The following is an 18,691-nucleotide window of genomic DNA, read 5'->3' as shown; positions in this document are numbered from 1 at the left end:
GTCTATAAAGTATCTAGTTTTAAAGGTTTTATCGTTTTAAACCCTTCCGCATACGTTACATCAACTTCTTTTCCGTATAAACGTTCCCTGGCCGAAACCACTTCTATATATCCATTCGTTAAAGGCGTCTCCACCGCATCATCGCCCCTTTTTTGAAACTGACTTTGATAAGCTTGGAGGGCGGCTTTTTTCTGGACATAAAAATCACTAACATCTAACACAAAATCTGGGTTCGGACTGCCATTGATAAAATATGTATAAAATTGCTCGACAATATGGGCTTGTAAGGATTGATTCGTTTCATATCGTCTAATTCTTGCATTAAATAACGCTTCTTGTACGAGTTCAAAACAGTGCCCATGATCGGGATGGCGATCAACATGATAAGGGGCAAAAACGATTCTAGGCTGATACTCTCTAATGACATCGACGATTTTACCTAACTGCTCAGTTGAAACATATTTTAAACCACGGTCTTTTAAATCAAGTTGAAGCAAATGAGAAACCTTTAAAATTTCTGCTGCCTTTTTCGCTTCTTCTTGGCGCTGTTCAACGGTTCCATTAGAGGATAATTCAGCATAAGTCAAATTACAAATCGCGACCGTTTTCCCTTCTTTTGCAAACTTGGCCAAAGTTGCCCCCATCCCAATTTCAACATCATCAGGATGGGCACCAAAAGCTAAGACGTCCACTTTATTCATCGTTTTTATCCTGTTCATGAATCACTTGACGCCATTTTAAATCGCCCCGCTCTAACCCCTTTATAAGAACTTCTGCTGTTCCAATATTTGTTGCAAGCGGCACTTCATTCACATCACATAAACGAATTAAAGCTGACACATCTGGTTCATGAGGTTGGGCGGTTAATGGATCACGTAAAAAGACAATTAAATCAAATTGATTCTCTGCAACTAATGCTCCGATTTGTTGGTCGCCACCAAGTGGACCCGATTTAAAACGGTGAACACTTAAATTCGTCGCCTCCATGATTCTCGTTCCTGTCGTTCCGGTTCCATATAGCTCATGGCTAGCTAAAATCTGTTCGTAAGCAATCGCGAATTGCACCATTCTATCTTTCTTTTTATCATGAGCAATCAAAGCAATCTTCATAAACGATCTCTCCCTCAACTATTTAATCAATAATATTTTCTAACCCATAAACAAGCGTATCTAAATTCACAACCGTCTCAACCGCTAATTGAACTCCTGGCATAAAGGACTCTCGATTAATGGAATCATGTCGAATCGTTAAGGTTTGGCCAACACTGCCAAATAAAACTTCTTGGTGAGCGACAAGTCCAGGCATACGAACACTATGAATTTTCATGCCTTCCATATCTGCCCCTCTTGCCCCTTGTAATTCTTCTTTTTCTTCAGGATGCCCCTGCGTTTTAGCTTCTCTTACTTCCGTAATGAGCTGAGCTGTTTTAATAGCCGTACCAGACGGAGCATCTAGTTTCCGATCATGGTGACGTTCGATAATTTCCACATCGGGCATATATTTAGCTGCCGTCTGGGCAAACTTCATCATTAAGATCGCTCCAATCGCAAAATTCGGTGCGATAATAGCCCCGAGTTGCTTGCTTTTTGCGATTTGACGAAGTTCTGCAATGTCTTCTTCTGTGAAGCCTGTTGTTCCTACAACAGGACGAACTCCATGATTAAAGGCACTTTCCATATGCTTTTTCCCGAATTTAGGATTCGTTAAATCAATCAGGACATCTGGTTCATGTTCTGCCAAACAACGATCCATATCTTCATAAATAGGTGTTTCTAAAGACATTAGCCCCTCAATATCTTTGATTTTTTTTCCCGCATTTTTGGAATCGACAACAGCAACTAATTCAAAACGGTCATGGTTTGAGACCATTTTAACGGCTTCTTTCCCCATATTTCCTCTATGTCCGGCAATAACGATTTTTAACTGACTCATTCTGATTCCCCTTCTTCTATTCGTGTCCAGCGATCTTTATCTCGCGTTTCAAATTTATTCATAACCAAGTCAAATGCTTCTTCTAAATCAATATGTAACGAATTGGCAAAACAAATGAGGACAAATAAAATGTCTCCCATTTCTTGCTCCATTGTTTTTTCTTCTTCTGATGTTTTTTTCGGCTTTTCACCATAATAATGATTCACCTCTCGTGATAACTCGCCGACTTCTTCTGTAATCCGAGCAAGCATCGCAAGTGGGCTAAAATAACCTTCTTTAAATTGACCAATATATTCATCGACCTGCTGCTGCATCTCTTCCATTGTCTTCTTTGTCAATTTAGCACCTCTCTTTCCCCTTGACTACATGTTAGCGAATCCTCCCTGTTTTGACAAATACAAAAGGTTCATTTGCCGAAAAATGGTCTTTTTTATATAATAAGTGTAGTTTTATGTTGGAAAATTTAGGAGGAGGGCTTTTGAAACTACGAATTAAACCATTAAATGTATTTATGATTTTAGTCGGCTCAGCCATTATGTCTTTTGGACTTGTTTTTTTTAATATGGAAAATAACTTAGCCGATGGTGGATTCACCGGTATCACCTTAATTCTTTATTTTTTATTTGATATTAACCCAGCACTCTCAAACTTAGTTTTAAATATCCCGATTTTAATTATTGGTTGGAAAATTCTTGGTCGACAAACGTTTATTTATACGGTTATCGGAACATTAAGCGTTTCCGTCTTTCTGGAATTATTTCAACGATTCCGTTTTATGGCGATTCCATTACATGACGATATGACCCTTGCCGCTTTATTTGCAGGCGTTTTTATTGGTGTTGGTTTAGGAATTGTTTTTAGATACGGGGGCACAACAGGTGGCGTTGATATCATCGCCAAACTTGGATTTAAATATTTAGGCTGGAGTATGGGGAAAACGATGTTCATGTTTGATGCCGTCGTTATTACAAGCTCACTCATTTATTTAAACTACCGGGAAGCGATGTATACGCTCGTTGCTGTGTTTATCGCCGCACGTGTCATTGATTTTATTCAACAAGGAGCTTATTCGGCGAAAGCAGCGATTATCATTTCTGAAAAAACGGAAGAAATCGCCAAACGAATTTTAGTAGACATGGACCGCGGAGCGACGCTTTTACAAGGAAAAGGTACCTTTACCGGGACAGATAAACAAGTGCTTTATTGTGTAGTCGGTCGAAATGAACTTGTTCGTCTCAAAACACTCGTTGAACAAATTGATCCACATGCCTTTGCTTCCGTTAACGATGTACAAGATGTTATCGGTGAAGGATTTACACTAGATGAGAACAAAAAGCCATTAGATAACTAAAAAACCGAATGCTATCCACGCTATTCAAAAAAAACATACTAAGATTAGTGGGTAAGATCATCGACGGATGATTTTACCCACTATTTTTCTTTTAGGAGTATAGTGAGAGGTGAAAGAAAGCTCGACCAAAGCCTCAGGGATTCAGAATCCGGAAATCAAACCGAGCTTCTTCACTTTCATTACTGAATCAGTTTTAAGTATGTTGGGGCCATTGAGCTCGTGTATAGGAAATGGGAATCGGAATGAATAAGTGAAGAACTTTCAACTTTCGTATGAAAAGAGGAGAAAACATGGAATTTGTAACTGCTTTAGATGTTTCAATGGGGAGAAGTTATGTCGTCATCTATCAAAATCAAACATGCATTTATGAACAAGAGATTGCCCATAATCTTAAAGGGTTTCAACAGCTGCTCCATCAAATTCAAAGCCTCCCTGGGAAGGTGACAGTGGTTTTCGAATCCACAGGTATTTACTCAAAGCCGGTTGAAACATTTTGCCAAAAGAATGCACTGCCTTATTGTCTCTTAAACCCCTTGGCAGCTAAAAAGCAACTCGAACAAAATACACTCAGAAGTTGGAAGACGGACAAGCACGATGCACATATGTTAGCTCAATCTCACACCCATCACAGAAGAGAAGAAAAGATCCATCCATCGGATGTCTATCAAAATCTGCGTGATTTCTCTCGCTTTTATCAAGAAATAGAGGAACAAATTAAACGTATGCGTATGTACTTACACAATGCCCTGCATATGAGTTTTCCAGAGCTTGAACAGTTCTTCTCAAATAGACTCACCCCATACGCGTTAACACTGATTGAACTGTTCCCTCACCCTGATCTTGTTTTAGGTTCCAGTATTACAAAGATTAAGGATCTTTTAGTGAATCACACGAAGAAAAAAATATCACAGGAACGAGCGAAACAAAAAGCCATAACCATTATGGAGTACGCACAATCATCGTATCCAGCTGTGCCGTCCAACAGTGTTCAAACTCAAAAAGTACAGTACTATGCACGTCAGCTACTTCACCTATTAGAAGAAAAAGAACACGTGTCCCGAGCGATGATTGCAGAAGCTAAAACCCTTCCTGAATTCGAACGGCTCATCAGCTTTCCTGGTATCGGTGAGATAAGTGCTGCCCTGCTCATGGGGGAACTAGGTGATGTATCCCGCTTCTCCACCCATAAACAAGTGAATGCCTTTGTTGGAATTGATATTCGAAGATATCAATCAGGTAAATATCATGGACAGGACCATATCAATAAACGCGGAAATCCCAAAGGGAGAAAGATTTTATATATAATTATCCGAAACATGATTCGCCAACAAAAGGCAGCTCCCAATCACATTGTCGATTACTATTACAAATTAAAAAAGCAACCTACCCCCAAGAAGGACAAGGTTGCCATTGTCGCTTGTATGAACAAGCTTATAAAGTGTATTCATTCCATGGTTAGAAATGATACAAAGTACGATTACTCGCACGCGGTCTCAACGGACCAATAAAAGTATTATATCACATGAACCTCATTTTAAATGAACTAGACTTGAGGTTTATTTCTTATGCCTAATCATACGTAGTCGTACTAGAAAATAAAATAAGTAGTATCCTCCTACGTTAGATTACCCAACAAAAAGTCTAATTTTATTCAGTTGATCAGCAAGTGCTTTTTAATTTCTGCAGGGCCCTCCGGGCCCTGCAGAAATTAATTACCTTAACCTACATGGATCAGAAACCCCTTGACTAAACGTAGGAAGAAGAGGCTGGAACAAAAAATCTCTGAAATGAAAAATCCGGTGAAAATTTCACCGGATTTCATTAATTTTATTCGAGAGATAATGAGTAGCCTTGTGTTGAGCTCTATTCACCGCTCCCGAAAATCATGCTCCGCGTCCTGTGGGGTGGCACCGAACTAACTAGCTTCGCTAGTGGATTTCGGTTTTGCCACTACTTCCAACGGGAGTCTCCGCATGTTTTCGTCCGCTAGGGCACAGGGTAATCTCCGTTCTCATTCTTGTAGAGAATAACATGAAGTGACAAGTTTCATAACGATGAAATATAGAACTGAAAAAAACTAAAATATGTCAACGGACTCGTTTTCTACTTTCTAAAGCTAGTTATGTCCAAGCCTCTTCTTTTTTTCAAAGGCTTTTGGTACAGTCGCTTTACATCATGATTAATCATTATTCATGCCAACATACATTAAAATAAAACGAACGAGTTCTAATACAGCGACAACAGCTGCTGCGACATATGTTAAAGCTGCTGCATTTAATACTTTTTTCGTTTCGCGCTCTTCATCGTTTCTGATGATGCCTGTCGAAACCATTTGGGCCATCGCACGATTACTCGCATCAAACTCTACTGGTAAGGTCACAAGCTGGAATAAAACAGCTGCCGCCATAAACACGATTCCGAGTAATAGCATCCCGCTCGCTCCCATAATAATACCCGCAAGAATAAAGAAAAACGAGGCATTCGATCCGAAGTTTGCAAAAGGAACTAAGGCGTGACGGAAACGTAAAAACGCATATTCTTCTTCATCTTGAATGGCATGACCGACTTCATGCGCTGCCACTGCCGCACCAGCAACAGACGTTCCGTGATAATTATCTGTTGATAAACGAACAACCTTTGAACGTGGATCATAATGGTCCGTTAATTGACCACGCGTTTCCTCTACTCGCACATCATATAAACCATTATCATTCAAAATCTTCCTCGCCACTTCCGCACCTGTCATCCCTGAGGAAGTATGTACTTGTGAATACTTACGATAAGCTGATTTTACTTTACTTTGAGCCCATAACGGGATAACTAATAACAAAATGAAATAAACAATAAACATCATACTCATGCTATGACTCACTCTCCTAATCCTTTGTTGCTTAACATTTTACAAATAAAGGTCAGTTATAGTCAAACAAAAAGCCTCTATTTAAGAGGCTTTTTATACAGTGTGTTCACAAAGCATTCACATTATTCTTTTGCCCTTATTTTGGCGGTCATCTCTTTCTCAGCCGTATATTTTCGCCAACCAACATAAATAAGCGTAAAGAAGATCATCCCACCTATCGTAAACATAACCCATAAAAAAGACGGGTCAGAACTTTCTTCTTTAACTTGTTGGTAGAGCTGCTCCCATTCTTGAACAATGGTCTCGAGATGATTAGTCAGGATATTAAGGTTATTCGCTTCTTTCCTCAGCGTTTCTAAATATTTAACTTGTGATTCCACTCTTGTTAACTGCTCAGGTGTTAAATCAATTAATAAGGCTGGTCTAATCATTTGATATTGCCTTAAAAATTCATTTAAACCTAATTGAAACTGCTGTCTTTCTTCCACCTGTAAGCTTTCAATCATTTTTTGTAACGCACCCATCACCGACTCTTCTGTATAAAGCCACAACGGATGGAATTCACTTGATAAGGCGTCTACCGCTAAACGGAAACTTGTCACATACATAATTCGGTCCGTAAATTCTAACTCAGCTGCGGTCAATGCTTCCTCCGCTTTTTCAATTGACAAAGTGACCGTGCGTAAATCATTCATCGTTAAACCTTCACCTTTAAAATCCATTTGCAAAAATTGCTCAGAAAAATAGTTAAGCTCCTTTTTCGCTTGCTCAAAGTTCTCTTGTTTAACAAGCTGTAAAATGAGATCGGATGTTTTGTTTAATTCTTTCCAAGGATCACCTGTGTCCGTTTCTGCACTAGTCGGATAAGGGATTATAAGTAGAATAGCGATACATAAATAAAACATGAAAAGACGACGCATCTTTGTCCCTCCTTCTTCTATTCCCATCCTATGAAGCATTGGACAAGGATAGACCAAAAAAGGGACAAGTTTTATATGCGAATAGATAATTTCAATGTTTTAGATCTGACTGATAAATAATAAACGGTCAAAATGGAAAAAACGCTCAAACTAACTGTGAAAACCATCACCGAATCAAGATGCGGCATTAAATGACTCGATAAATAAGGATGCATCCCAAAATAATAATCAATAAAATCATTATGTAAAGTCCAAATAGCAGCAACGACTAAATGCCACATTTTTATGCGGAAATATGGGCTATAAATAATAGCTTGTAAAGCCATTCCTGCATGGGAGAAAATGAGCATATAATGTTGCCAATTTAAAGAGCCACCAAGCATTCCTGTTGCTGCGTTCATCACAACAGCCCATATCCCATATTTAATAAGCGTAACCGCTGCTAACGCCTCAATAATCGGCCAATTTCTCTTCATTAAAAAGGCGATAAGAACGAAAACAAAAAACAAACTAGCCGTCGGACTATCCGGCACAAAAATATAAAACGAAGGCGGTGTATTTTGCAACTGCCCCCAATACCAATAAAACCCATAAATCGTCCCTGGCACATTAATAATTAGTAATAAAATGAGCATTGAACGATGCCCAAATAACGTTAACAATTGCCTAAGCATACTATGTCTCTCCTTTTATCATACATTTATTTCTGCGGGGTCTCCCATGTTTCACTTATGAAACCACTGAAAAAGACCTGTTTGTTAGAATCCGTTTAGATGATTTAGCTTACTCCGCTGGCTCCGTTTTGGTTAAAGAAAAAACAGCTGAAGTCATAATGAATCACCTAATGGTTAGAGATTCTTCCGATTTAAAAATGAGAATAAGCCTTTTTCAGTGACCTCACAAAGCTTCTTCCATTTTTCACTAAACAAGCTCGACTGTCAACTTCTCTCCTTTTCCAAACCTAAAAGTCTTCTGAATTAGCAACATTACCACTTTATATGTAAAAGAAAAAACCCGATGAAAAGGAATTCCCTTTCACCGAGTTTAGACATTAATTATTCACCTTCTGGTTGGCCATGAGCCGCGATGTATTCAGCTAAAATTTCTAGCTCTTCATCCGTACCTTCAAACATTCCACCAGGCATTGCTCCATTTTCACTACCATTTTGAATAATGTTAATGACTTCTTCAGGAGTTTTTTCCGTATCTAGAAGTGTCGGGCCACCAGCACCGCCTGCCATCGTATCACCGTGACAGCCAATACAAGATAGTTGTGTTTCATAAATCGCGTAACCTTGTGCATCAGTGTTAATATCGCCTTCTTCAACGATTTCACCTTGTTGTGCAGCTGCTTCCCAATCATGTTGGTCAACAGACTCCCAAGTTAAGAAAATAACGGCAACAACACCTAGCATCATTAAACTTGAAGCAATTGGACGCTTTAATGGACGACGCTCTTTGCCTGTATCTAACCAAGGTGCAAGTAAAAGAGCACCAAAAGCAAGACCAGGGATAATAACCGTTCCAACCACATCTGAAGCATACTCATACTTTAGAAGTTGATATAAGAATAAGAAATACCAGTCTGGTAATGGAATATAACCACCAGCTGCTGCTGGATCCGCCATTCTTTCAAGCGGTGCTGGATGAGCAATTGTTAAGCAAAGAAAACCCATAAGGAAAACCGCCCCAACCATCCACTCTTTTAGTAAATAGTTCGGCCAAAACGCTTCCGTTTTACCAGGGTATTCCGAATAATCTTTAGGAATATTTTTCATACGTCCGTCCGCTTTGACACGAGAGTCACCGACGAACTTCATCCCTTTACCACGTTTCATCTTATTCCCTCCTTATCTGCGAAGATTTAATTAATATTCTTTCATTATTAAATTAAAGTGGACCAGAAATACCTTGACGACGAATCATAATAAAGTGAGCCGCAAGTAGTCCAAGTAAAGCCGCTGGTAAGAAGAAAACGTGAATCGCAAAGAAACGTGTTAACGTAACCGCCCCAACAATATCTCCCCCTGCGAGTAACGCTTTGGCAAAGCCGCCGATAAATGGTACACTTTCAGCGATTTGTAAGGTTACAACCGTAGCAAAGTAAGCTTTCATATCCCATGGCAATAAGTAACCCGTCAAACCTAACGCAAGCATGACGAAGAAAATTAAAACTCCGACAACCCAGTTAAGCTCACGTGGTTTCTTATATGAACCCGTAAAGAATACACGTAATGTATGTAGAAACATCATGACAATAACTAAACTAGCACCCCAGTGATGCATTCCACGTACAATCACACCAAATGCCACTTCTTGTTGCAAATAAGCAACAGAGTTATAAGCATTAATAATGTCTGGTGCGTAATACATCGTTAAAAACATACCCGATAAAATTTGGATAACGGTAACAAAGAATGTTAACCCTCCAAAACAGTATACGAACGCTGAGAAGTGATGAGCAGGGTTAACATGCTCAGGTACCTCGTGATCCGCAATGTCGCGCCACATTGGCGTAATATCGAGACGCTCATCAACATAATCATAAATTTTTTGGAGCATCGATTACGCCCCTCCTTCTGTTCGTTGATAAATTGAACCTAAATAAACTTTTCCATCTTCTACTTGTACTTCAAAAGCATCAAGTGGTCGTGTTGGTGGCGTACCTTGAATGTTGATCCCTTGTTTATCAAACATTCCAAAATGACATGGACAGTAAAAACGATCAGGATGTTGGTCGTTTGTACCAAAAGCCACTTGACAACCAAGATGCGTACATGTTGGTGAAAGTGCGACTACTTCATCACCCTGTAACATCACATAAGCATTTTGAGTAACCTCTGACGTATACCATGCATCTTCTTGCTTAAAAGTAAACGGAAATAATTGTGGTTCCTCTGTTAACTCAGACAAATCACAGACAGCTACCCAATCTGAGGCTGCTCCCGCTTTTAATGCTGGATCAATGGCGAAACGTGCCATCGGCATTAACATACCAGCTGCCATAAAACCACCTACGCCTGTAAGCGTGTACGTTAAAAATTGACGTCTTGATACTTTGTGTTCTTTCTCACTCACTTGTTTTCCCCCCCTACACAATAAGGTATTCCTATAAAAGGACATAATTCAACACAGATTATACTAGGACATTTCCCATAATAGCTTAATGGACAAACAGTGTCAATTGTTTCACAGACTTTCTCGAAAGGCATTTTTCGTTCCTTAGAGTTTTTGCCACTTATTCGTCAATAAAGGTACAAGTTGTTTTATTTGTTCCGCAATTACTTGTTGTTTATTCGCTAAATCCATATGTTCTAGCGGAATGGTTGGCAACCAAATCAAACTAGCATCAAATGATTCTTCGTTCATTTTCCAATCGGCATCTGAAGTTAGTAGAAAGATATGTTTCATCTCTCCTTGTTGCAAGTCACTTACCCAAGCTTGCAAGCGTTGTTCACGTTCGCTTTCCTTTTCTGATTTTAAATATGTAAAAGCCGGAAATAATACAGCCCTACCTTGGAATTGTCTCTCAAGCTCATTTGTCATAATCGTAATAAATTCACCCATTGAAACAATCGTTTTCAATTGGTTATGGCTTGAAACTGGAATAAGTGGCAAAAATGCAGTGTCCACATATTCCTTTGCTTGCAAGAATTTGTCCATTTCTTTCACTTGCCATTTCATACTCATCACCCTTTCCCCTTTATCCTAGCAAAATGAAGCGAAAATGAACAGTATACTTAAAGCTTTCCCACGGAAAAGGAGCTTATGCAATATGACAATTTTGTGACAAGTGATATTAGAAGTTTAAAAAAAGGTTTGCGAGTCAAAAAGAAGCCTGCGTTCACTTTAAGGAATCGCGAATCATCAAAGCTCATTCTTCCCTTTCTATGCACTCCCCTTCCATTAACACCGCAAAAAAACTACCCTATGAGTTATCTAAAACTGATAAGGTAGTTTTTATTATATCATCTAGTAGTTGATTTAGTTTTTATCACATTTCATTTAATTCTTTTAGTTGCTTTGATAAGATTTGAAATTGCTCTTCATCGCGAGTGTCTAAAGCTTGATCAATTTTATCTAAAAGTTGCTGTTTTTTAAAGGTAATAAGCGATATCGATAAAATTTTCTCTGCATGCTGTTCCGCTAATTGCATCCGTTCTTTACTTTCAGGTAAATACGGATTATCTTCAAGAACAGCTAAGTATGGTGGATATGTTCTCGCTCCTAAAAAATGAAGTTCAATATAAATATCTTCTGTTTGATTTAAGCGAATATCATGAAAAGCCTTTTCAGCATCTGTTGTTATATGATTGAACTTATGGAAGGAAAAAGGAGGCTTATCAACCCCATTTGCTGAAATGATTAAGGACTTTGGTGCATTGTCTGCATATTCAACAAAATGAACTTTCTCCATCAAATCATCATCACTCATTAAATAATTTAACAGCCAGGCACATTCTCTTCTTTTCAGATCAAATTGTTTCAAAAAGTTTCGCAAAAAATCTTTTTTCTCAACGACCGGAACAATGCTACTCATGCTTTTGCCCTCCTTCACAAAAATCAAACGACTTTTTCACCAGAGAAGTATTTTTTGGTGAGAATTTGATACCATACTAATTCTCTTTAAAAGCCGTTACTCCCTTCTTTTCTAAGGAAGTTTTTTTGAAAAAGATTAATTCTCCAAATTTAAAAGTAATTCACGGACATCCTCTCGACTAGGTGCATATTGTAACAAGTTTCTGAAATAAACAATCGCCTTTTCTCTTTCCCCATTTTCTAGTAAAAAGTAAGCATATTCTTCTAAGAAGTCTGGGTCCTCTTTAAAATATTCTCGAACTTCTTGATATTTAAGAGCAGCTCTCTCAAATTGTTCATCGTGATTAAGGGCATTCGCCTCATACCAGGTTAACAGAGGGTCTCCACCTTCGCCTAATCCTTCGACATGGTTCAATAAATCTAATAATTCTTCAAATAGCTCTTGATCTTTATAAAAAGCCGCCAATGTTTGAATCGCTTCTAAATTAGACGGGTTAATCGCAATCGCTTGCTGTAAAAGTTGGACCGCTTCTTCTGGATTTTGACGTTTAAAACTTAGTTTCCCAGCAAGCAAATAAAGCTGATCATTATAATCATCCACAGTCATTCCCGCTTTTAAAGCGTCCATTGCCTCATCAATCCTTTGCTCAGCTTCAAATGCTTTCGCTAAATAAGGGTAGAGAGACGTAAAATCTGGGTCAAGTGCTTTTAGTGCCTCAAGCTGTTCAATCGCAAGGACCATATCCCCCACTTGGTAAGCCGTAAATCCGTAGCCAAATAAGGCATGAGGTTCAAAATAATCCTTTAATCCCTCTTTATAATATTGTAAAGCCTCTTCAAACTGTCCTCCCGCACTATAAGCTTCGGCTAATTTTAATTCGATATGCATTCCAGGTAGCTCTTCTTTTTTATGAACGGCCCGTTTTAAATGAGGAATGCTTTTTTGATAATCGCCACGCCCTAAATAAAAATCACCAAGTCCATAAGAGATGATCACTTCATCTGGTGCTTTTTTGGAAGCTGTTAATAATTTCTGTTCGGCCACTTCATCTAAAGCTTGCATCTGATACAAATCAGCTAATAATAACTGAGCTTGAAGATACGTAGGGTCGCTCTCTTTAATATCAAGTAAATATTCAATTGCTTCATCTTCTTCATCGAGATCAATTAAAATTTCAGCTAGTTGGATGAGGACATTCCCTTCATCAGGGTATAAAGCCATTAATTCCTCTAAAATCTTTTTCGCTTCTTGTAAATGACCGAGTTCATAATAGATTTCGGCAATTGTAAACAGCTGATCGTGGTTTGCCGTTTCTTTAGCTTGCTTTATTTTTTTTAATCCTTCTTCTATTTTTCCCTCTTCAATAAAAGTTAGTCCTTGTTGAATCTCTTTCATTTATAAGCCCCCAACAAACAGTGTTCATACATTCCTTATGATGAGCCCAATGCCAATAATCGTCCAGGCATTTTAATATAAATCGCTCTACCAAAACCAGGTCTGCTCAAAAACTGTTCATTTATTTTTAATAATTGTCCTCTTAATACGACAATACTTGGTTTCTTATAATGATAATCGAGATTTTCGATATCTTCAACTAATTGGTTTTCCGTGTTCTCATATAAAAAATAATCTAAGTCACTCCCGACCATTAAAGTTCCTTTTTCTGGGTATAGTCCAATTTTTTGAATCGCACACTTTGTCCAAACCTTCTCTTCCGTTATATAAAAATGCTCGGCTATCGCGTAATTTTCCGTTTCTTTTTTCCAAACCATCTGTTGCCACGCACGTTCTTTTTCATTTTCAGAGACGAAATGTGGCATTAAAACAACACGGTAGTTTCTTTGAACTTGAGCAATATAAAGCCAAGCAAGCGATGATGGGTCGTCCCCTTCTTTAATCACAACTTTTAAGGCAGGAATTTGTTTTCTTTTACACGTTAAAATAACGGATGGACGAAGTAGTTGGAGGGAGATTTCTAACCCGAGTACATAATCAATAGAAGCGAACTCCATTTTTTTCATACTCGTCTTATATACTTGTTCAAGACGGGATTCATAGGGAAGTTTTGCAAAAACAATCGCCGTCGTACAACCCATATTCACTAATTGCTCTTGCCTATGAAAAAAAGTTAAACTATCCGCTGTTTCAAGCAGTTGTTCTTCACTGACGACTAAACCTGCTTTTAAAGTCAAGCCACTCATATTCACTCTCCGTTGATTCCATTTTGCAAAATCTCGATTCACAAATTTGATTTTTCCATTGTCAATTAAATAGACCCGATCTTTTAATTGATTGCCGGACTGTTCTGTAACTTGATCAATTAAATACATGTTCCCGCCTCCTGCTCGACCTTTAATAGACCGTTTATAGACAAGCTATGTTTTAATTTAGAAAACAGAACAATGTACATAAAATTTGACCGAATTTCTTATTATAAAAAAAGTTAGAATTTTTGATTCTTTTTGTTGACACTTCCAATGTAAGCGCTATAATGAAATTAAGCGTATGGTTTCTCTCCACTCCTATCCATACAATATATCTTTTAGCTAATCGCTAAAACCTAATTTGAAAGCGCTTACCGCTTATATCGAATTAGGTCTTTTTTTATTGTAAAGAAAGCTCCCTACGTTGATGCGTTCTAAAATCTTAATTTCATAAACTATTTAAACTCATTTACTTTTGCACGCTGTGTTTGATTCCCTTTGTGGTTTTTATTCGGTCGCTTTTGGAATCATTGGAGGACTTTGATTCCCTTTGTGGCTCTGTTTCACTAGCTTTTGGCTTCATTGGCGGCCTTTGATTCCCTTCGTGGCTCTGTTTCACTAGCTTTTGACTTCATTGGCAGCCTTTGATTCCCTTCGCCGCTCTGATTCACTGGCTTTTGGCTTCATTGGCGCTCTTTGATTCCTTTTGCGGCTCTGATTCACTGGCTTTTGGCTTCATTGACGCTCTTTGATTCCCTTTGCCGCTCTGATTCGATCGCTTCCGGCTTCATTGGCAGCCTTTGATTCCCTTCGCCGCTCTGATTCGATTGCTTCCGGCTTCATAAGCGGCCTTTGATTCCCTTTGTGGCTCTGTTTCACTAGCTTTTGGCTTCATTGGCGGCCTTTGATTCCCTTTGTGGCTCTGTTTCACTAGCTTTTGACTTCATTGGCGGCCTTTGATTCCCTTCGCCTCTCTGATTCACTAGCTTTTGGCTTCATTGACGCTCTTTGATTCCCTTTGCCGCTCTGATTCGATTGCTTCCTGCTTCATAAGCGGCCTTTGATTCCCTTCGCCTCTCTGATTCGATCGCTTCCGGCTTCATAAGCGGCCTTTGATTCCCTTTCCGGTTCCTATGCTCTCTCTTTTGGCTTCATTGCCAATTCTCCCCACCGCAGTCATTGCCTCACCACTGTGAATTTAACTTTCCTGACACATAGAAAAGCTGCCCAAAAGACAGCTTTTCTTAAATCATTTAGTTTTTTAATTGCTCAACATGTTCAAAAAAGTTAGGGTAGGACACGGCTATCGCTTCTGTACGTTCAATAACAACTTCATCCGTTGCAATTAGTGCTGCTATGGCCATCGCCATGCCAATTCGGTGGTCACCATAGCTTTGGACTTGGCCACCTGAGAGTGATGTTTTTCCTTCAATAATCATCCCATCATCGGTTGCCGTTATATTAGCTCCTAATTTTTTCAATTCACTCACAACCGTATCAATTCGGTTTGTTTCTTTTACTTTTAACTCTTCGGCGTCTTTAATAATCGTTCTTCCTTCTGCTTGTGTAGCTAATACCGCTATAACTGGAATTTCGTCGATTAAACGCGGAATCATATGACCGCCAATTTCAATCCCTTTTAAAGAAGATGTCTTCACGATAAGATCGGCCATCGGCTCTCCGCCAACCATTCGTTCATTAATAAGTGATAGATCTGCCCCCATATCAATTAAGACATCAATAATACCTGAGCGGGTTGGGTTGACTCCAACTCCCTCCAGAATAATTTCACTATGAGGCACAATCGCTCCAGCAGCTAAAAAGAAAGCAGCAGAAGAAATATCTCCAGGAACTTCGATATGTCTTGCTTTTAATGTTTGCCCACCTTTTACAGTAACCGTTAATCCATCACGCTGAACTTCAACGCCATAAGCCTCTAACATCCGTTCTGTATGGTCTCGCGTTAAGGCAGGCTCTGTAACACTTGTTATGCCTTCACTTTGTAAACCAGCGAGTAACACCGCCGATTTTACTTGTGCACTTGCGACAGGCGAATGGAATTCAATCCCTTTTGTGCCACCGCCCCTTACGGAGAGTGGTGTATAATTGCCATTGTCACGCCCAGCAATGTCGGCTCCAAATTGTTTTAATGGATACGTCACACGAGCCATCGGTCTTTTCGCAATTGAATCATCGCCAATTAATACCGAATGAAACGGTCTAGTCGCTAAGATTCCAAGCATTAATCTTGTCGTCGTTCCTGAATTGCCAACATCCAAAATTTCGCTCGGTTCTTCTAAACCATCCCAGCCTTTTCCTTCGATGACAACATGTTCTCCGTCCTGTTCGATTTCAACACCCATTTTTCGGAAACAATCAATCGTACTTAGACAATCATCGCCTGCTAAAAAACCTTCAACCGTCGTTTTCCCCTCAGCTACGGCACCGAACATAATCGCTCGATGAGAGATCGATTTATCGCCAGGGATTTTCACGCTTCCTTTTAAACCTTTATTTATTTTAGTAACTGTTTTTGTCGCCATTTTTCTCTCTCCTTCATTTACAAAATTGACGTCTCATAAAGGGTTTGCTCTAGACAAACTTTCGCAAGCTCACGATCTTCTTCTGAACGAAAACTTAAACGTAAAACCCCCATAATATCTTCTCGTGTTTCTAAAATTCGAATATTCGTTATGCTAATTTCGTGGTCAGCTAAAATGCTCGTCACATCAGAAATGACACCTGGGTGGTCTGGAACATCAACAAATAAATCATAAAAGGAAGGAATCGCTCCCTTTTCACGGACAGGCATTCGATCACGGAAAGCTTTCGCCTCATAAAAATATTGATAAATGGTTTCTTTATCTTCCGTTTCTAACAACTGTTTTACATCTTCCATTTCATCAATCCAGTTTGAAATTAACTCTAATAAGACCGCTTTATTATGAATAAAAATATCCCGCCACATGATCGGACTAGCAGAGGCAATCCGAGTAATATCTCGAAAACCACCAGCTGCAAGCCTAGAAAGCAACGGCTCTTCGGACTCAAGTTTACGCACTTGGTGTACAAGGCTTGTTGCAATCACATGAGGAAAATGACTAATCGCTCCAGCTAAAGCATCATGTTCTCCTGGAGCCATGTTTACAAATTTCGCTTTCGTTCCTTTTAACCAATTTTGTAATTGAATCATCGCACGATTGTCCGTTGTTTCCGTAGGGGTTAAAACGTAAAAGGCATTTTCAAATAAATGAGCTTTTGCCGCTTCTACTCCTGTTTTATGTGAGCCTGCCATTGGGTGTCCACCAATAAACGTGACGTTACTCCCTAACAAAGCCGCTGATTTTTCAACGATACGAGATTTTGTACTTCCTACATCAGTCATAATCGAACCGGTTTTAAATGTATATTGACTCATTTCCTCAAAAATTTGTTCCGTTTTTGAGACAGGTGTGGCGATAATAATTAAGTCAGCCTCTTTTACCCCTGCTTCAATCGAATCACTAATTTGATCAATCACCTTTAATGATTTAGCAATCTTCAACTGTTCAGATTGGATGTCAAAGCCGGAAATCGTACAATTATGTTCTTTTTTTATCGCTAAGGCAATTGAACCACCAATTAAACCTAAACCGATAATAAACACGTTCTTTTTCATGATGTTCTCCTCTCCACCCTAATAAATGCTCCTTATTTCTCTCTATAATCAAACAAGCAGAAAACGTCCTTCATCCATAAAGATGAAAGACGTTTTTCATCTAAAACTTAGTTCACCGTAGCTACTGACGACTGTAATAACTTCTCTAAAGCAGAGAATAAATACTCATTTTCTTCCTCTGTTCCAATCGTAATCCTAGCATAACTTGGATAACCAAGTGCTTCTCCCGAGCGAACGATAACCCCTTGCCTTAACAAAAAGTCAAAGACATCGTTCCCTTTCCGTTTAAAATCAACGAGCAGAAAATTCGTTTGTGATGGAAAATAGGAGAGCTCGTATCGTTCGCAAAAAGCGACAAACTTGGCCATTTCTAATTTATTTTTCTCAACACAGCTCATAATAAACGCTTGATCATCAATCGCTGCACTTGCTGCTACGTGAGCAAGATTTGTATTATTAAAAGGTGGTCTAACTGGGTCTAATGAGCGAATAAATTGTTCATTCGCAACACCGTATCCGATTCTTAAGGACGCTAAACCATAAGCTTTCGAAAAGGTTCTTAACACGACTAAATTTGGATGCTGTTCTAATAAGGGAATCGTATCTGGATAATCATCAGCATCGACATATTCAACATAAGCTTCATCCGAAACGACGAGAACATCTTTTGGAACTTGATTCAAAAATTGCAGAAAACGCTCTTCTCCGACATACGTACCTGTTGGGTTATTTGGATTACAAACCCAAACAATTTTTGTATTTTCGTCAATCGCCGAAAGCATGCCCTCTAGATCATGTACCCCGTCGATTAAAGGGACTTCTTTAATTTCCGCCCCTTCAATGGTTGCGTTAAGTTTATATTGGGAAAAGGTTGGATCTGCTGTCACCGTATTAGATTCAGGTGTTAAAAGGGCCCTACATAAGAATTGAATCACTTCATCTGAGCCATTGCCAAAAATCAATTGCTCTTTTCGCACATTTAAAAAACGAGCCACTTTTTCTCTGACTGCAGCAGCATAACCGTCCGGATAAACGGCTAAACTTTCTAACGCATCTTGAATCGCTTTTTTAGCGTTATGTGATGCACCATACGGATTTTCATTTGAAGCTAACTTAATCACTCGCTCTAAGCCAAGCTCTTTTTTTACTTCTTCTATCGGTTTTCCTGGTTGATAACTTGGAAGACCTAATAATTGTCCTTTTATTTGCATAAGTCTTTAGCACC

General features: G+C 39.0%; 19 protein-coding genes. 2 read left to right on the top strand and 17 right to left on the bottom strand.

Annotated features, from left to right (window positions below):
- Positions 1–2: 2 nt before the first annotated feature.
- Genes bshB1 through AA0017_RS07505 form a run of 4 tightly spaced genes read right to left on the bottom strand, consistent with a single transcriptional unit; the run spans position 3 to position 2,256 of the window.
- Positions 3–701 (bottom strand): bacillithiol biosynthesis deacetylase BshB1, encoded by a 699-nt coding sequence (gene bshB1 / locus AA0017_RS07520; RefSeq protein WP_413380557.1) that lies wholly within the window; start codon positions 699–701, stop codon positions 3–5.
- A complete protein-coding gene (locus AA0017_RS07515; RefSeq protein ID WP_413380555.1) occupies positions 694–1,110 on the bottom strand; it encodes a methylglyoxal synthase in 417 nt (138 codons plus the stop codon). The genes bshB1 and AA0017_RS07515 overlap by 8 nt, the downstream gene beginning before the upstream one ends.
- A 22-nt stretch (positions 1,111–1,132) precedes the next feature.
- Positions 1,133–1,933, bottom strand: a complete 801-nt coding sequence (dapB, locus tag AA0017_RS07510) for a 4-hydroxy-tetrahydrodipicolinate reductase (protein WP_413380553.1) — start codon at positions 1,931–1,933, stop codon at positions 1,133–1,135.
- A complete protein-coding gene (locus tag AA0017_RS07505) occupies positions 1,930–2,256 on the bottom strand; it encodes a nucleotide pyrophosphohydrolase (protein WP_413382458.1) in 327 nt (108 codons plus the stop codon). The genes dapB and AA0017_RS07505 overlap by 4 nt, the downstream gene beginning before the upstream one ends.
- Positions 2,257–2,411: 155 nt before the next feature.
- Between AA0017_RS07505 and AA0017_RS07500 the strand changes: the two genes are divergently transcribed.
- Complete coding sequence (locus AA0017_RS07500; protein ID WP_413380551.1) at positions 2,412–3,284, top strand: YitT family protein; 873 nt, start codon at positions 2,412–2,414, stop codon at positions 3,282–3,284.
- A gap of 290 nt (positions 3,285–3,574) precedes the next feature.
- Positions 3,575–4,792 (top strand): IS110 family transposase, encoded by a 1,218-nt coding sequence (locus AA0017_RS07495; RefSeq protein WP_413376313.1) that lies wholly within the window; start codon positions 3,575–3,577, stop codon positions 4,790–4,792.
- Between the two features lie 671 nt (positions 4,793–5,463).
- Here the strand turns inward: AA0017_RS07495 and AA0017_RS07490 are convergent.
- From AA0017_RS07490 to hisC, 13 genes are all read right to left on the bottom strand, one after another.
- Entirely contained in the window at positions 5,464–6,138 is a 675-nt protein-coding gene (locus AA0017_RS07490; RefSeq protein ID WP_413382455.1) for a zinc metallopeptidase, read from the bottom strand.
- 128 nt (positions 6,139–6,266) lie between these two features.
- Positions 6,267–7,064, bottom strand: coding sequence for a sporulation protein YpjB (gene ypjB, locus AA0017_RS07485; protein WP_413380549.1), 798 nt, complete (start codon positions 7,062–7,064; stop codon positions 6,267–6,269).
- A 71-nt stretch (positions 7,065–7,135) separates the two neighbouring features.
- On the bottom strand, positions 7,136–7,738 hold the full coding sequence (locus AA0017_RS07480) for a DUF1405 domain-containing protein (protein ID WP_413380547.1): 603 nt from the start codon (positions 7,736–7,738) through the stop codon (positions 7,136–7,138).
- A gap of 381 nt (positions 7,739–8,119) precedes the next feature.
- A complete protein-coding gene (locus AA0017_RS07475; RefSeq protein WP_413380545.1) occupies positions 8,120–8,902 on the bottom strand; it encodes a c-type cytochrome in 783 nt (260 codons plus the stop codon).
- Positions 8,903–8,954: 52 nt separating this feature from the next.
- Positions 8,955–9,626, bottom strand: a complete 672-nt coding sequence (gene qcrB, locus AA0017_RS07470) for a menaquinol-cytochrome c reductase cytochrome b subunit (protein WP_003323144.1) — start codon at positions 9,624–9,626, stop codon at positions 8,955–8,957.
- A 3-nt stretch (positions 9,627–9,629) separates the two neighbouring features.
- Positions 9,630–10,142: a ubiquinol-cytochrome c reductase iron-sulfur subunit gene (locus AA0017_RS07465; RefSeq protein ID WP_003323145.1), complete on the bottom strand. Its 513-nt coding sequence runs from the start codon at positions 10,140–10,142 to the stop codon at positions 9,630–9,632.
- Positions 10,143–10,286: 144 nt separating this feature from the next.
- A complete protein-coding gene (locus tag AA0017_RS07460) occupies positions 10,287–10,754 on the bottom strand; it encodes a YpiF family protein (RefSeq protein WP_413380542.1) in 468 nt (155 codons plus the stop codon).
- 304 nt (positions 10,755–11,058) lie between these two features.
- On the bottom strand, positions 11,059–11,604 hold the full coding sequence (locus AA0017_RS07455; protein WP_413380539.1) for a ReoY family proteolytic degradation factor: 546 nt from the start codon (positions 11,602–11,604) through the stop codon (positions 11,059–11,061).
- A 135-nt stretch (positions 11,605–11,739) separates the two neighbouring features.
- The gene (locus AA0017_RS07450; RefSeq protein WP_413380536.1) at positions 11,740–12,999 is read right to left on the bottom strand and encodes a tetratricopeptide repeat protein; all 1,260 of its coding nucleotides are present in this window, start codon (positions 12,997–12,999) and stop codon (positions 11,740–11,742) included.
- A gap of 35 nt (positions 13,000–13,034) precedes the next feature.
- Entirely contained in the window at positions 13,035–13,934 is a 900-nt protein-coding gene (locus AA0017_RS07445) for a hypothetical protein (RefSeq protein ID WP_413380534.1), read from the bottom strand.
- Positions 13,935–15,061: 1,127 nt separating this feature from the next.
- A complete protein-coding gene (gene aroA / locus AA0017_RS07440; RefSeq protein WP_413380531.1) occupies positions 15,062–16,351 on the bottom strand; it encodes a 3-phosphoshikimate 1-carboxyvinyltransferase in 1,290 nt (429 codons plus the stop codon).
- A gap of 17 nt (positions 16,352–16,368) precedes the next feature.
- A complete protein-coding gene (locus AA0017_RS07435) occupies positions 16,369–17,466 on the bottom strand; it encodes a prephenate dehydrogenase (protein WP_413380526.1) in 1,098 nt (365 codons plus the stop codon).
- A 107-nt stretch (positions 17,467–17,573) separates the two neighbouring features.
- A complete protein-coding gene (hisC, locus tag AA0017_RS07430; protein WP_413380523.1) occupies positions 17,574–18,677 on the bottom strand; it encodes a histidinol-phosphate transaminase in 1,104 nt (367 codons plus the stop codon).
- Between the last annotated feature and the right edge of the window lie 14 nt (positions 18,678–18,691).

The sequence above is a fragment of the Alkalihalobacillus phoenicis genome (assembly GCF_047302405.1).
GTDB lineage: Bacteria > Bacillota > Bacilli > Bacillales > Bacillaceae_D > Alkalihalobacillus.
This window is presented reverse-complemented; position numbering and strand designations above follow the sequence as displayed.

What these genes read in the sequence shown, in the direction of transcription:
- qcrB (WP_003323144.1), bottom strand. Translation starts at nt 9,626, where the DNA reads ATGCTCCAAAAAATTTATGATTATGTTGATGAGCGTCTCGATATTACG.
- ypjB (WP_413380549.1), bottom strand. Translation starts at nt 7,064, where the DNA reads ATGCGTCGTCTTTTCATGTTTTATTTATGTATCGCTATTCTACTTATA.
- AA0017_RS07450 (WP_413380536.1), bottom strand. Translation starts at nt 12,999, where the DNA reads ATGAAAGAGATTCAACAAGGACTAACTTTTATTGAAGAGGGAAAAATA.
- AA0017_RS07480 (WP_413380547.1), bottom strand. Translation starts at nt 7,738, where the DNA reads ATGCTTAGGCAATTGTTAACGTTATTTGGGCATCGTTCAATGCTCATT.
- AA0017_RS07445 (WP_413380534.1), bottom strand. Translation starts at nt 13,934, where the DNA reads ATGTATTTAATTGATCAAGTTACAGAACAGTCCGGCAATCAATTAAAA.
- AA0017_RS07460 (WP_413380542.1), bottom strand. Translation starts at nt 10,754, where the DNA reads ATGAGTATGAAATGGCAAGTGAAAGAAATGGACAAATTCTTGCAAGCA.
- dapB (WP_413380553.1), bottom strand. Translation starts at nt 1,933, where the DNA reads ATGAGTCAGTTAAAAATCGTTATTGCCGGACATAGAGGAAATATGGGG.
- AA0017_RS07505 (WP_413382458.1), bottom strand. Translation starts at nt 2,256, where the DNA reads ATGGAAGAGATGCAGCAGCAGGTCGATGAATATATTGGTCAATTTAAA.
- AA0017_RS07515 (WP_413380555.1), bottom strand. Translation starts at nt 1,110, where the DNA reads ATGAAGATTGCTTTGATTGCTCATGATAAAAAGAAAGATAGAATGGTG.
- AA0017_RS07475 (WP_413380545.1), bottom strand. Translation starts at nt 8,902, where the DNA reads ATGAAACGTGGTAAAGGGATGAAGTTCGTCGGTGACTCTCGTGTCAAA.
- bshB1 (WP_413380557.1), bottom strand. Translation starts at nt 701, where the DNA reads ATGAATAAAGTGGACGTCTTAGCTTTTGGTGCCCATCCTGATGATGTT.
- aroA (WP_413380531.1), bottom strand. Translation starts at nt 16,351, where the DNA reads ATGGCGACAAAAACAGTTACTAAAATAAATAAAGGTTTAAAAGGAAGC.
- AA0017_RS07435 (WP_413380526.1), bottom strand. Translation starts at nt 17,466, where the DNA reads ATGAAAAAGAACGTGTTTATTATCGGTTTAGGTTTAATTGGTGGTTCA.
- AA0017_RS07490 (WP_413382455.1), bottom strand. Translation starts at nt 6,138, where the DNA reads ATGATGTTTATTGTTTATTTCATTTTGTTATTAGTTATCCCGTTATGG.
- AA0017_RS07455 (WP_413380539.1), bottom strand. Translation starts at nt 11,604, where the DNA reads ATGAGTAGCATTGTTCCGGTCGTTGAGAAAAAAGATTTTTTGCGAAAC.
- hisC (WP_413380523.1), bottom strand. Translation starts at nt 18,677, where the DNA reads ATGCAAATAAAAGGACAATTATTAGGTCTTCCAAGTTATCAACCAGGA.
- AA0017_RS07495 (WP_413376313.1), top strand. Translation starts at nt 3,575, where the DNA reads ATGGAATTTGTAACTGCTTTAGATGTTTCAATGGGGAGAAGTTATGTC.